The sequence below is a fragment of the Polaromonas sp. P3_B1 genome, from assembly GCF_056402935.1.
The window spans coordinates 39,577-52,772 of the sequence record NZ_JBFUGK010000029.1 but is presented as its reverse complement, the minus strand read 5'-3'; the positions used below and the strand labels follow the sequence as shown (position 1 = coordinate 52,772).

Here is a 13,196-nt window from a genome sequence, read left to right as displayed (position 1 = left end):
GACACATTTCAAGGAAGCGGTATGAGCAGCTTGAAATCTGTACGGCCCGGCACACTGTCGCACTCGATCAAACCGTGGTGTTGCTGCACAAAGGTTTGCGCCAATGTCAGCCCCAGCCCCGAACCACCCTCGCGCCCCGAAACCAGGGGATAGAAGATGCGGTCTTTGATGGAGTCCGGCACGCCCGGTCCATTGTCGATAACATGCAATTCCAGTGCCAAGCGATAGCGCTGCTTGCCAAAAGTTACCTGCCTGGCAATTCTGGTCTTGAAAGTGATCCGCGCATTGCCCGCCGCGATGAGCTCAGCCAGCGCCTGTGCGGCGTTGTGCGCGATGTTCAGCACCGCCTGGATCAGCTGCTCGCGGTCGCCGCGAAAATCGGGAATCGAGATGTCGTAATCCCGCGTGACCTTCAGGCCCCTGGGAAACTCCGCCAGGATCAGCGAGCGAACGCGCTCACAAACCTCGTGGATGTTCACGTCGCCCACCAGGTGCGGCCGGCGGTGCGGCGCGAGCAGTCGGTCGACCAGGGTCTGCAACCGGTCCGCCTCGTGGATGATGACCTGGGTGTATTCGGTCAGGTCCTTGCCGATTTCCATCTGCAGCAGCTGGGCCGCGCCGCGGATGCCGCCCAGCGGGTTCTTGATCTCATGGGCCAGGTTGCGGATCAGCTCCTTGTTGGCCTGCGCCTGGTCTATCAGGCGCTCTTCCCGCTCCTGCTTGGCCTGCTGCTCCAGCGGCAGCAGTTCCACGATGGCCTCGCCCGGCGTGTCGGTTTGCGCCACCACCACGTGGACCGGTAACGGTTCATGGTTCAGGCGCCTGAGCCAGGCGTCATAACGCAGGGCGGCGAATTCGTTGCTGCCCGCCCCTTCGAGCGCGTTTTGCAGAATCAGCGGTTCGGTAAAACACTCGGGGAGCTGGGAGCCTTCGATGGTCCGCCGGGAAGTGCCAAGCGCGTCTTCGAGCGCGGCATTGGCGAACACCACGGTGCCGTCGGTGCGGACGACGGCCACCAGCGTGGCCAGCAGGTCGAAGGCCTGGAAACGAGGGGGCCCCGAAACCGGAGCCGAGGAAGATGGGGGGCGAATGGATGACTTGTTCAAGCCGTCCATTTTCACCCAGAAGCCGGCTTAATTAAGGGTCGGAGCGCCCGAAGGGAGCCGGGATATTTCGCGCTTGATGCCGGCGATGTCGCTCTGGTTGCGGGCAATGCTTTCCTTGAGTTCGGCCACGCGATCCAGGTAGCGCTGGTAATTACGGCCTTCGATGCCCTGCTTCTCGGGCTCGCCGTTGTTGTACTCTTTTTGCTGCTCGGCCAGTTTGGCCTCGGCTTTTTTCAGCTCCGCTTCCAGGATGGCGCGCGAATCGCTGTCGCGGGCACGCTGTTCGGGGCCACCGTCGGCACGCGGGCCGCTCGCGGTTGCCACGCGCACGCCCGGCTTGGATGACGTGGCGGGCATCGGCGTGCTCGCCACAACCGTGACATTGCCGCCCGAGACCAGCTTGCAACTGCGAGTCTGCGCCTCTTTCGGATTGTTGATGTATTCGGGCGTAGAGCCCCCAACGCCGACACAGCGGAAAACCTGCTGCGCCCATGCGGCATTCCCCGCGCCGGCAAGCAGCAGGGATATGGCAGAAAGCAAAAAGGTATTTTTCATAGCAAACTCCTGAAGCCAGCTAAGGCAAGGACGGTCTATCAGTATGGGGCAAAGGGGCAAAAATACAAAGCCAGCAGACCCACAAGCGCCGGGGGCAATAAAAAAGGACGGCAAATGCCGTCCTTTTTTGGCCACAAACTGTAGATAAAAACAGTGGGTGGCTGCCCCTCTTCCTGCTTTACAGGGAGTAGTACATATCGTATTCGACCGGGTGCGGCGCCATGCGGAAACGCGTGACTTCGCCCATCTTGAGCTCGATGTAGGCGTCGAGCATGGAGTCGGTGAACACGCCGCCCTTGGTCAGGAAGCCGCGGTCCTTGTCCAGGTAGTCCAGCGCCTGGTCCAGGCTGTGGCAGACGGTTGGGACCTTTGCGTCCTCTTCCGGCGGCAGGTGGTACAGGTCCTTGGTGGCGGCTTCGCCCGGATGGATCTTGTTTTCCACGCCGTCCAGGCCGGCCATCATCAGGGCCGAGAAGGCCAGGTAGGGGTTGGCCGATGGATCGGGGAAACGCGCCTCGATGCGGCGGCCCTTGGGGTTCGCCACGAACGGGATGCGGATCGAGGCCGAGCGGTTACGCGAGCTGTAAGCCAGCTTCACCGGGGCTTCGAAGCCGGGCACCAGGCGCTTGTAGCTGTTGGTGCCGGGGTTGGTGATGGCGTTCAGGGCACGAGCGTGCTTGATGATGCCGCCGATGTAGTGCAGCGCGAAGTCGGACAGGCCCGCATAGCCGTCGCCGGCGAACAGGTTCTTGCCGTCTTTCCAGATCGACTGGTGCACGTGCATGCCGGAGCCGTTGTCGCCGGCGTAGGGCTTGGGCATGAAGGTAGCGGTCTTGCCGTAGGCGTTGGCCACGTTCCAGACCACGTACTTCAGGACCTGCGTCCAGTCGGCGCGCTGGACCAGCGTGCTGAACTTGGTGCCGATTTCGTTCTGGCCTGCGCCAGCCACTTCGTGGTGGAACACTTCAACGGGGATGCCCAGCGATTCGAGGATCAGGGCCATTTCGGCGCGCATGTCCTGCGTGCTGTCGACCGGGGGCACGGGGAAGTAGCCGCCCTTGACGGTGGGACGGTGGCCGCGGTTGCCGCCTTCGAGCTGCTTGCCGCTGTTCCAGGGAGCTTCGTACTCGTCGATGGCGAACATGACGTTGCCGGGCTCGTTGCTCCAGCGCACGCCGTCGAAGATGAAGAATTCGGGTTCGGGGCCGAAGTAGGCGGTGTCGCCCAGGCCGGAAGCCTTCAGGTAAGCCTCAGCGCGCTGCGCGATGGAGCGCGGGTCGCGGTCATAGGCCTTGCCGTCGCTGGGCTCGACCACGACGCACTGCAGGAACAGCGTGGTTTCTTCGAAGAAGGGGTCGATGTTGGCGGTGTTCGGGTCAGGCATGAGCTGCATGTCCGAAGCCTCGATGCCCTTCCAGCCGGCGATGGACGATCCGTCGAAGGCGTGGCCCGACGTGAATTTGTCTTCGTCAAAGTGGGACACGGGCACGGTCACGTGCTGCTCTTTGCCCCGGGTGTCGGTGAAACGGAAGTCAACGAACTTGACTTCGTTTTCCTTGACCATTTTCATGACGTCTGCGACGGTCTTTGCCATCAAAATCTCCTGTGTGCTGGATGGGTGGTTGAAAAATTGTCTTCAGGCCTGTTGAATGCACTTTTTGTGCCAAAGCCACCGGCTGTGCGCTTTCCTGCCAAGCCTCGGATTGTGCCGTTATCTGGCCTCGGTTCTGGCGCTATAGACACTGAAAAGCGAAAAAACCTCGGCAACAGCGATCGCACTATTTTGGTGCCACCTCTATATTGCACTGATTTAGTGCGAAAAATCAACGCACCAATTCGGGGCCAAACTTCAGGTCGAATTTGTGCAAGCCGGCGAGCATGGCCGGGTAGGCCAGATTGACCGCTTCAGGTGCGCCTTTGACGCCCAGCTCAATGTGGCGGCCGTATTCCGGGTGGTCCACGCTCGGCAGGCTGAAAACCTTGACGCCTGCATGTTCCGCCTCAATGGCGAGCATCAGCGGCGTGAGCATGGCCTCCATGGACCCAAAAATGATCACCGACTTCTCGGTGTAAGGCGACTTTTGGTGCAGGTGGGCGTAAAGCGTGTCAAGCACCCATTCGATCATGGGCCAGGCCATCACTGGGAAGCCCGGAACGAAATGAACCGCGCCCTGTCCCGCCCGGCAGGTAAAGCCCGGAATCTTGTTGTACGGGTTCGGGATGATTTCCGCGCCCACTGGAAACACCCCCATGTTCAGGCGGTGGATGTTGTCGTCGCGATCAGGCTCATACGCGATGCCCTGCTCTTTGGCGACGTCGGCCATGCGTTCGAGGATCAAGGCTTTGGCCGTGGGATGCAGGGCCAGCTCCGCCCCGAGCGCCTTCGCGGCGCACTGCCGGGTGTGGTCGTCGGGCGTGGCGCCAATGCCACCGCAGGAGAACACCACGTCACCATTCTCGCGGGCCGCCGCAAAGGCGCGCGCCAGCGTGGCCGTGATGCGCGCCGGATCGTCGCCCACATAGTCGGCATAGGCCAGTTGCAGGCCGCGCGCGCCCAGCAGTTCTATGGTTTTGGGCAGGTGTTTGTCGGCGCGTTTTCCGGAGAGGATTTCATCGCCAACGATGATGAGGCCGAAGTGAGGGGTCATGTTTTTGAGGGTTCAAGGCAGGTGTAAATCGGGCTTGCCGCCCAGCGTGCCGAAGCTCGGTGCCGGCCCGGGCAGGGCCTCGGGCGCAAGCTCGGCCGCCGTTGTCGTGACCTCGGCCTGGATCAGCGGGTCAGGGGCCAGTGCATTGTTTCTTTTGCGAAGCTGCTCCAGCGCAGCCAGGGTGTAGTGGGCAAACCAGAGCGAGGAAAAAGCGAACACCAACGTATAGATCCAGATGGCCACCGGCACCAGGAGCGGCGCCATGGCCACGAACATCGCGCCCGAAGCCCAGATCAGGCTGGGCGCGGCACCGAGGTAACCGCTGAGCACACCTATGGCCAGCAGCGGCATACGGTGCTCCTTGAAAATCTGCCGCCGCTCTTCGCTGCTCGCGTGGTCGACCATCGCGTCGTAAGACATCACACGGTAGGTCAGCCAACCCCAGATCAGCGGCGGCAGCACCAGGATCAGGGGCGGAATCAGCCACAGGGGAATCGACACAATCAGCGCGACGACCGCGAGCAGGGTTGAGCCCAGCGACCAGAACAGGCTGGCCAGCATGGAGCCGCCCTGTTTGCGCTCCAGCTGCGGAAACCGCCGCTCAGCCACCAGCGCCACCATGGCCGGCGTCATGAGCATGGCCACAAACAGCAGCGAGACAATCACGATCACGGGAATGGCAAGGCACAGCAGCAGCGCGGGCGCCAACACCATGCGCAGGCCGCCCAGGCCCAGCGCTTCGAGCCATCGCACCATGCTGTTGACGAGTTCATAGTTGCTGATCTGGGAGCGGATGGCTTCGACCGCATCGCTCCAGAAAAAATACCCCAGCCCGAGCGCGATCGCCACCATGATGACCAGGGGCATCACCGACAGGGCAATGACCCGCGGATGGAGGCAGTACATCGCAGCGCGCCAAAAGGCGTCAAGAAGTTTGCTCATAACTTAGTGTAGCCCCCACGCTTTTCACTTCGTGTAATGCGCTGCCCCCCGAGGGGGCGCTGCGCCTGCGGCCCGGCAAAGCCGGTTCCGCGGCCCCTGCTGGGTTGAAAAACTCAGTCTCAGGCGCGGCCAAATAAGCGCTTGAGGCCCACCCACTGCTGCGACCAGAAACCTTTGCCGTAATCGCGGTTGGCCTCGACCTGGTCGCGAACGCCCGTGGGGTCATAGCGCTGCTCAAAATTGGCGGTGCCGAACAACACGTCCCACCAAGGCAGCAGCACGCCGAAGTTATGCCCGCCGAGGACGGTGCGCTGCGCCTTCACGGTCTCATGCCCAATCCCGATGCTGTGGTGCAGCCGGTGAAAGCGCGGGCTCACCCACAGGCGCTCGCCGATACGGCCGAACCAGATGCGCACATTGGCATGCTGGAAGCTTTCGCTGAGCTGCGTGAAGGCCACCACGGCGATGAACTGGCCGGGAGGCACGCCGATGAGCTGGGCCACGATCACCACGATGGAGTCAACCAGGATGTCGTCGAGCAGGTGGTTGCGGTTGTCGCTCCACATGGTCATCTGCCGCTGCGCATGATGCAGCGAGTGAAGCCGCCACCACCACTCGATCTGGTGCTGGCCGCGATGCGTCCAGTAAGCCACGAAATCGAACACCACCAGGTAAATCAGGAAGCTGACCGCAGCGTGGTCGGTCACGCCCGGCCAAAGCTGGTCGAGGTGGAAGGTGCCGTAGCCGGCGGTGCGCAGCGCGCCGAAGGCCTCGTCGAACCATGGGTCCAACGTGAAGAACAGCGCGATGCGGAACAAGCCCAGCCGATGGATCAAGGTGTACAGCACGTCGGTGCGTATGGTGGCTCGGTCGGTCACCGGCTCCACCGGCCGCCAGCGCTGCAGCGGGCCGACGAGCGCCAGCAGGATCAGCACCTGGATCACGCCCACCATGAACCAGGCGGTGGCGTCGTAGCCGTCTTCCAGCAGGTTGCCCATGCCCAGTGCGAACATGGCCGGCTGAACGGCGGCCTCGAACAGCCATTGCTGCGCCGCTGAAAAAAGATCACTGAACCAGTCCATGCCGCTTATTTTGCAGGCTTGGCCGGGGCCGGGCCGGACTGCGCCTCAATCCAGTCCTTGTACTGGGGATGCTCGCGCAGGGTCTTGAAGCAAAAGCCGCGCGACTGCAGGCCGGTAATCAAGGGCTCCAGCACCTTGGGCGCCCATGGGTCCTTGCGCGACCAGATGCCCAGGTGCGCAAGCAGGATGTCGCCGGAGCGCACGTCGCGCAGCGCTTTCTTGAGCAGAAAGTCGTTGGGGTATTTCTCGCTGGCCAGTTCATCACCCAGAAAGCCCGCCGGCGACCAGCCCACATGTTCATACCCGCAAGACTTGGCGGCAGCCAGCAGCGCGGGCGAAGTCTTGCCGCCCGGCGCCCTGAAAAGCGGCAGTGTTTTTTTGCCGGTGATGGCTTCCAGGCGCCTGGCTGATTTGCTGATTTCTTCGCAGTACTGCGCGGCTGTCCAGTTCAGGTCCTTGCCTTCCGACGGGCCCGCGGAGGGCCGCATTTTGAAGCTGGGCGCTTCGCCGTTGGCCACGGGAAGGTCGCCACGCCAGTACACATGGTCCCAGGTGTGGGACGCAAACTCATGACCCTCGGCGGCCCGCGCCTTCCACCAACCGGCCCACTGCGTGCCCAGGCTGCCGTCGCCGGTTTCCGTGCGCTCGTTGGCGGCAAAAAATGTGACCTTGACCTGGTGTTTATTGAGCACCTCGGCCATCAGCGGCGCGACGGCCATGTGGCCGGTGTCCAGGGTCAGGTAGACCGGTTTGCAGGGGGCTGCTGCCTGGGCAGGGTGYATGCCAACCGCCGCCAGGACAGCGGCAAGCAGCGCAGCCGCCAGGGCCGGCCTACCTTGGCGAATGGTCGAGCGTCCAAACACCGTGAGGGCTCTTTCCAACATTGACCTGGCGCACCACCTTGCGAGTCGCCACATCGATCACGGTGAGCTTGCGCGCCCAGCGCGAGCTCACCAGGATCTGCTTGCCGTCGCGGCTCACCTCGATGCAGTCGGGACCGCCCGGCGCGGGGTAGTTGTCGACCACTTCCAGGGTTTGCAGGTCTATACGGCTGATGGTGTTGGCAACGCGGTTGCTGACCAGGATATGGCGCTTGTCACCGAAGGCGCGAAAGGCATGGGCACCGGCGCCGGTCTTGATGACCTTGGTGCGCTGGGGCTGGGCGCCGCTCACGTCATAGACCTCGACGGCGTCGCTGCCCGTCAGTCCCACCAGCATGAACTTGTCGTCCGCCGTGCCATAAACGTCTGCCGGGATGGAGCCGGTCTTGGTTCGCCATTTGATGACCTGCGTCGCCAGATCGACGGCAATCAGTTCGTCGCTGTCCTGCATCGTCGAGTAGATCGTCGTGCTTTTGCTGTCTATCCACAAATGGCTGGGTGTCTTGCCTGTGGCCACACGCTTGGCCAGCGTGATGTCCTTGCCGTCCCATTTGTAGATGTCGATGTGGTTCAGGCGATTGGCCGCTGTGACGAACCATTTCATGTCGGGCGAAAAGCGCAGCTGGTACGGATCCAGGATGCCGCGTACTGTGCGCTGCACTTCGGCGGTTTTCGGATCGATGAAGGTGAGCGAGTCCGACAGGGCATTCGCCACGATCACCGATTTTTCATCCGGCGTGAGGTAAAGGTGGTGCGGCTGCTTGCCGGTGGCGATGCGCCGGGTCTCCGTCCAGGTGGCCGGGTTGATCACGCTGACCGTGTCGTCCAGCGAATTGAGCACAAAGACGGGCGTGGTGATACCGGTGGCTGCCGGCGACGCCGTGGCGGTCTGGGCAGCGGACGGGAAACTCGTCAGGGCGGCAAGGGCGCACAGCCAGGCGGCTGCAAAACGGGCGGAAACATTCACAAAAACGGTCTTTCTAGGTGCAACCGGTTAGTGTACCGGGCGCAGGCGGGGTTCCCACCTTAAAGGCCCGCCCCGGCGGGGCCAATTACCCGGAATCCCTGAATCGTCGGCATCCCTTACGATGCAGCGATGAATGTGACCGAGATGATGGAGATCAACGGTGTGCGCCTGGAAACCAAGCGCATCGCCGGGCAGCCCGAGCTGGCCCCGATTGTTTTCCTGCACGAAGGCCTGGGTTCGGTCGCCTTGTGGGCGCAGCGCGGGCTTGACTGGCCCCAAGCCGTGTGCGCCGCCACGGGCCGGGCCGGCATCGTGTTTTCGCGGCGCGGCTACGGCCAGTCCGAGCCGGTGCCCGACGTGCGCGGCAGTGGCCGTTTGCAGCCCGACTACATGCACCGCGAAGCCTGGGAGGTGCTGCCCGCGCTGCTACAAGCTTTGGACATCAACCGGCCTGTGCTGCTGGGCCATTCCGACGGCGCCACCATCGCCCTGCTCCATGCCAGCCGCCACCCGGTGTCGGCAAGCATCGCCATGGCGCCGCATGTGCTGGTGGAAGACATTGCCGTGCAGGCCATCACGCAGGCCCGCACGGCTTTTGAATCAGGGGGCTTGCGCGAGCGGCTGGCGCGCTACCACGCCGATGTCGACGTGGCCTTCTGGCAATGGAACGACATCTGGCTGTCCGAAGCATTTCGCCGCTTCGACATCCGCGAGGAATGTGGTTGCATCACAGCGCCGCTGCTGCTCATCCAGGGCCTGGGCGACGAGTACGGCACGATGCGGCAACTCGACGAAATCGCACACGCGGCGCCCCATGCCCGGCAGCTGCGGCTGGCCGCGTGCGGGCACTCACCCCAGCGCGACCAGGCCGGCCAGACCGTGGAGGCAATCGCTGACTTCCTGAAGGCGTAGGCCTGAACGTCAGGCTTCCTTGACCTCGACGTGGTAGGTCGCCCAGGGGCACCAGGCAAAGCGCGCGGCCACCGGTTTGGCCGCCATGTCAGGGAAGCGGTCCGCGTCATAAACCACCCACAGCGGCCCCAGCCCGCCCAATGACAAGGGCTGGCCGTCCATATGGGTGGCGACGATAAAGCGGTATTTGCTGAGCTCGGCCGCCGTGATCTGGGCTGCGTAGCCGTCCACCGCGCGTGCGAATACCGTGGTCTTGTCGTTCAGCTTCACGCCGCTGGCCTTGAGCACGTCGGCCAGCAGCGGGCCTTTGAGGGTGTGCGGCTTGTTGTCGTACTCAAGCGTCGGCTTGATGGTGACTGCCGGCAACGCGGCCAGGGCGGCGAAGTCAAAGGCCTGCGCCTTGTCGAATTTGATCTTCTGCTTGGCCATCATCTGGTCCAGCGCCGGGTCGAGCGCACCGCGGTTGCCCGCGCCTATCAGCCCGCTGACGGTCAGCACCGTCGGGCCTTTTTGCGCCTTGGGCGCCAGCTGGGCCTGCGCCAGTTGAGGCAGGGCGGCGGCACCCAAGGCCGCAACACCCATAAATCTGCGTTTGTCCATGGATTTCTCTCCCCCTTTTTTGCAAGTTCTACGCACCACCGGCGACGGAGTTTCCGTCTAAAAAGTCACACTTAGTCACTAATCAAGCAAATCACCGTGATAAACCTCAAGACAAAGTAGTCAAATAGTCGCATATTGTAAGTACCCGTAACAAACCAGGAGTTCGTCATGTACAGAAACTCGGAATGGTCGCCGGCGGAGCAGCCCCACATGGAGCACATCGCCGAATGGTACAGCTTGTGGTCACGATGGGTAAACCGGGGGAAACGGCGCATTCCAAAACATTGGCCCCTGCATGCGCGGGTTCTGATGAACAGCGCAGAACTGCGGGTCTGGCACTGGATGATGAGCGCCTTTGACGACCACCATGTGCTCGTCAAGATGCCGGTGACCCGCTTTACCCGCCCTAACGCCAACGAGAACAGTCTCTACTGGTACGAGATGCTGCAGAACACCATCTGCACCTTTTCGGTCTGCGCCAACGACGGCCACGTGATCGGCTGCGTGGACGTTCCCAAGTCCTTCGGCCTTTCGCACAAAGCCAGAAACCTCAAAAGCCATTTGCTGGCCGAGTGCGGCATCTGCTACGTGGTGCTCAACCCCTCCATGCTGCCGGACCCGGATGCGCTCCGCAATGAGTTCCTCGGCGAAGAGGCCACCAAAACCCGGCACCTCAAACGCGAGGAAGCGGTCCTCGAAACCGCTCGCATCAGCCTGAAAAACACCTTGGCGCAACAGCGCCAGATACGCACCCTCGTCGAGCAGGAACACACCAGCAGCATGCCCGACCACTGGCACGACTCGTTTCTCATCCAGTCCAACACCCGCCCGGCCGAACTGCGATAGGCACGGCTCAAGCGCCAGCCAGGGCTCAGGCCGAAATGCTGGCCAGGTCCTGCGGCGTCAGCCAGCGCCACTCGCCGGCCTTCAGGTCGACCGGCAGATCCAGCGAGCCTATGCGCGAGCGGTGCAGCCCGCCGACCTCTTCCACCCGGTTGCCCACGGCGGCGATCATGCGCTTGACCTGGTGGTACTTGCCTTCGGTCAGCGTCAGGCTCAGCTGGTTGTCGCCGGTTTTCTCGCAGGCCGCGGCCCGCACCGGCTTGGGATCGTCATCCAGCACCACGCCGGCCAGCAGCTTGGCAACCTGCTTCTCGTCCACCGCATGCTTGGCGCGCACCTCATACACCTTGGGCACATGGTGCTTGGGCGAACTCATGCGGTGGATGAACTTGCCGTCGTCAGACAGCAACAGCAAACCCGTCGTGTCCTGGTCCAGCCGGCCCACCGCCTGCACACCGGCCGCTGCGCCGCCGCCACGCTGGCGAATAGGCGCCGGCAGCAAGGTGTAGATGCTTGGGTAAGCGCTGGGCTTTTGCGAGCACTCGTAGCCCGCAGGCTTGTGCAGCATCAAATAAGCTTTTTCATGATATTCCCAGTCCGTGCCCTGCACTGTGAAGCGCAGGCCTTCGGTGGGCTCGAATTCAGCGGCCGGGTCGTCGCAAGGCGAGCCCGCGACCGCCACATAACCTTGTTGAACCAGCCCCGCGCACACGCGGCGCGTGCCAAAGCCTTGAGAGAAGAGGATTTCCTGGAGTTGCATGCTTGCCATGGGGATATTGTCGCCGCGAGCACAAGCCTCTGATCACGCAACCGGTTGCCCATGAAAAAAGCCCGACGGATAAAGGTCGGGCTTTCGTGATGGTGGTGGAGCTGGGGGGATTTGAACCCCCGTCCGCAAGCCTTGTTCGGGCAGATCTACATGTTTAGCGGTCTGATTTGAGTCTCGCCACCTGTGTCGCGCAGTCGCACGCTACACAGGACGCCAGCACCCTATTTTCTCGCCCCGGGTTAAGGTACCCAGCCCGGAGCCAGCCGATGAAATTATCTTTACAGCCGGGAGCGTTTAACTTGCGCTAAACACCCCTTGCCCAGCCCATCGGCCTGCTGTTGTAAAGCTCACTGGCAATTAAGCAGCGAGTGCGAAACGTTCGTCGTTTGCAGTTAGTTTGTTTGAATCTGTTTTACGAGCACACTCAGCTCGACATGCACCACACCGCGTCCGAACCCACGTCGAAACCAATGCAGCCCCAGGAGGCTTAGTTTACGCCATTCGCAGCAAATTCAAGAGCGCCCCTGGCGCAGCGATGGTCGCATCGGCCTTCCAGCCACCGGTATCCGCCGTTTTGCCGAGATAGCCGTAGGCGGCAGCGACCGTGGGCATGCCTGCAGCCCGCCCCGCAACAATGTCGCGCTCGTCGTCGCCCACATAAATGCAGCGGCCGGGCGCAATGTCGAGTTGGCGCGCCGCCTCGAGCAAGGGCGCCGGATGCGGCTTGGAATGCGGCGTGGTATCGCCGCTGACAATAGTCTGTGCGGTATTGAACAGAGGCATGGCCTTGGTCAGCGGGACAGTAAAGCGGGCGGATTTGTTGGTTACCACGCCCCACTTGAAGCCGGCCTGGCCGATCCGGGCGATCAACTCGGCCACACCCTCGAATATCGTGGTGTGCTCCGTCATGCGGGCCTCGTAGTTGCGAAAAAACTCTTCCCTGAGTTCGGCGAAGCGGGCGTCGTCCGGCGTCAGGCCGAAGGCCACGGAAATCATCCCGCGCGCGCCCGCACCTGCCATGGGGCGGTATAGCGCCAGCGGAAGCGATTCAAGCCCCCGGTCGGTACGCATTTTGTCGGCTGCGGCACCCAGGTCGGGGGCGCTATCTATCAAAGTGCCATCGAGGTCGAACAGCACGGCGGCAATGTCTTTGAACATGTGATCGGTTGAAACGGTGGATTTCAGCTCTTTTGGGTGGCCAGCAGGTAATTCACGCTGGTATCTGCGCTGAGCCAGTAGTGGCGCGTCAACGGGTTGTATTCCATGCCGCGGGTCTGTTGCAGCGAGAGTCCCGAGGCCCGGCAATAGCCGGCCAGTTCGCTGGGCTTGACCAGCTTGGCGTATTCGTGGGTGCCGCGAGGCAACATGTTCAGCACGTATTCCGCGCCCACAATGGCGAACATAAAAGCTTTGGCGTTGCGGTTGATGGTGGAGAAAAACACATGCCCGCCGGGTTTGACCAGCGCCGCGCAAGCCTTGACGATGGAAGAGGGATCGGGCACATGCTCCAGCATCTCCATGCAGGTGACGACATCGAAGCTGCCTGGCTGCTCGGCGGCCAGCGCTTCGGCGCTGATTTCGCGGTATTGCACCCCTTCAGTCTGGGCTTCCAGCGCGTGAAGCTGGGCGACTTTGAGCGCCTTCGTGGCCAGGTCTATGCCCAGTACCTCTGCGCCTTTGCGGGCCATGGAATCGGCCAGGATACCGCCGCCGCAACCCACGTCCAGGACACGCTTTCCTTTTAGTGGGGCTTGGCCCTCGATCCAGCCCAAGCGCAAGGGGTTGATTTGGTGCAGGGGGCGAAATTCGCTTTCGGTGTCCCACCAGCGGTGCGCCAGGTCGGAGAATTTAGCCAGTTCGGCGGGGTCAAAGTTATCGCTTGTAGACATGA

General features: G+C 62.4%; 14 protein-coding genes and 1 other RNA gene. 2 read left to right on the top strand and 13 right to left on the bottom strand.

Translation table 11 applies throughout. The annotated features are described in order from the left end of the window. Positions 1 to 8: 8 nt before the first annotated feature. The 8 genes from glnL to AC1DXS_RS16905 all read right to left on the bottom strand — a co-directional run bounded on the left by glnL (position 9) and on the right by AC1DXS_RS16905 (position 8,181). Complete coding sequence (gene glnL / locus AC1DXS_RS16940; RefSeq protein ID WP_477738638.1) at positions 9 to 1,115, bottom strand: nitrogen regulation protein NR(II); 1,107 nt, start codon at positions 1,113 to 1,115, stop codon at positions 9 to 11. 18 nt (positions 1,116 to 1,133) lie between these two features. Next, positions 1,134 to 1,661: a hypothetical protein gene (locus AC1DXS_RS16935; protein WP_477738659.1), complete on the bottom strand. Its 528-nt coding sequence runs from the start codon at positions 1,659 to 1,661 to the stop codon at positions 1,134 to 1,136. Positions 1,662 to 1,839: 178 nt separating this feature from the next. Then, positions 1,840 to 3,255, bottom strand: a complete 1,416-nt coding sequence (gene glnA / locus AC1DXS_RS16930) for a type I glutamate--ammonia ligase (RefSeq protein WP_007869429.1) — start codon at positions 3,253 to 3,255, stop codon at positions 1,840 to 1,842. Positions 3,256 to 3,484: 229 nt separating this feature from the next. Further along, a complete protein-coding gene (locus tag AC1DXS_RS16925) occupies positions 3,485 to 4,309 on the bottom strand; it encodes a competence/damage-inducible protein A (RefSeq protein WP_477738637.1) in 825 nt (274 codons plus the stop codon). Between the two features lie 12 nt (positions 4,310 to 4,321). Then, positions 4,322 to 5,251 carry an EI24 domain-containing protein gene (locus AC1DXS_RS16920; protein WP_477738636.1) on the bottom strand — a complete coding sequence of 310 codons (930 nt, stop codon included), beginning with the start codon at positions 5,249 to 5,251 and terminating at the stop codon, positions 4,322 to 4,324. A gap of 119 nt (positions 5,252 to 5,370) precedes the next feature. After that, positions 5,371 to 6,333 (bottom strand): sterol desaturase family protein, encoded by a 963-nt coding sequence (locus AC1DXS_RS16915; RefSeq protein WP_477738635.1) that lies wholly within the window; start codon positions 6,331 to 6,333, stop codon positions 5,371 to 5,373. A 5-nt stretch (positions 6,334 to 6,338) separates the two neighbouring features. Then, positions 6,339 to 7,196, bottom strand: coding sequence for a polysaccharide deacetylase family protein (locus tag AC1DXS_RS16910; protein ID WP_477738634.1), 858 nt, complete (start codon positions 7,194 to 7,196; stop codon positions 6,339 to 6,341). Then, a complete protein-coding gene (locus tag AC1DXS_RS16905) occupies positions 7,165 to 8,181 on the bottom strand; it encodes a YVTN family beta-propeller repeat protein (RefSeq protein ID WP_477738633.1) in 1,017 nt (338 codons plus the stop codon). The genes AC1DXS_RS16910 and AC1DXS_RS16905 overlap by 32 nt, the downstream gene beginning before the upstream one ends. Before the next feature lie 129 nt (positions 8,182 to 8,310). Here AC1DXS_RS16905 and AC1DXS_RS16900 point away from each other — a divergent pair, with 129 nt between their 5' ends. After that, positions 8,311 to 9,093, top strand: coding sequence for an alpha/beta fold hydrolase (locus AC1DXS_RS16900; protein ID WP_477738632.1), 783 nt, complete (start codon positions 8,311 to 8,313; stop codon positions 9,091 to 9,093). 9 nt (positions 9,094 to 9,102) lie between these two features. Here the strand turns inward: AC1DXS_RS16900 and AC1DXS_RS16895 are convergent, their stop codons facing one another. Next, on the bottom strand, positions 9,103 to 9,693 hold the full coding sequence (locus AC1DXS_RS16895; RefSeq protein ID WP_477738631.1) for a putative pterin-binding protein: 591 nt from the start codon (positions 9,691 to 9,693) through the stop codon (positions 9,103 to 9,105). 309 nt (positions 9,694 to 10,002) lie between these two features. Between AC1DXS_RS16895 and AC1DXS_RS16890 the strand changes: the two genes are divergently transcribed. Further along, positions 10,003 to 10,539 (top strand): hypothetical protein, encoded by a 537-nt coding sequence (locus AC1DXS_RS16890; RefSeq protein ID WP_477738630.1) that lies wholly within the window; start codon positions 10,003 to 10,005, stop codon positions 10,537 to 10,539. A gap of 25 nt (positions 10,540 to 10,564) precedes the next feature. Here AC1DXS_RS16890 and AC1DXS_RS16885 read toward each other — a convergent pair whose 3' ends face one another. The 4 genes from AC1DXS_RS16885 to ubiG form a co-directional block, all read right to left on the bottom strand. Then, on the bottom strand, positions 10,565 to 11,296 hold the full coding sequence (locus AC1DXS_RS16885; protein ID WP_477738658.1) for a pseudouridine synthase: 732 nt from the start codon (positions 11,294 to 11,296) through the stop codon (positions 10,565 to 10,567). A 102-nt stretch (positions 11,297 to 11,398) separates the two neighbouring features. Beyond that, positions 11,399 to 11,785, bottom strand: a transfer-messenger RNA (tmRNA) gene (gene ssrA, locus AC1DXS_RS16880). A gap of 12 nt (positions 11,786 to 11,797) precedes the next feature. Next, positions 11,798 to 12,463: a phosphoglycolate phosphatase gene (gene gph / locus AC1DXS_RS16875; RefSeq protein ID WP_477738629.1), complete on the bottom strand. Its 666-nt coding sequence runs from the start codon at positions 12,461 to 12,463 to the stop codon at positions 11,798 to 11,800. A 23-nt stretch (positions 12,464 to 12,486) separates the two neighbouring features. Then, a complete protein-coding gene (ubiG, locus tag AC1DXS_RS16870; protein ID WP_477738628.1) occupies positions 12,487 to 13,194 on the bottom strand; it encodes a bifunctional 2-polyprenyl-6-hydroxyphenol methylase/3-demethylubiquinol 3-O-methyltransferase UbiG in 708 nt (235 codons plus the stop codon). Positions 13,195 to 13,196 lie beyond the last annotated feature (2 nt).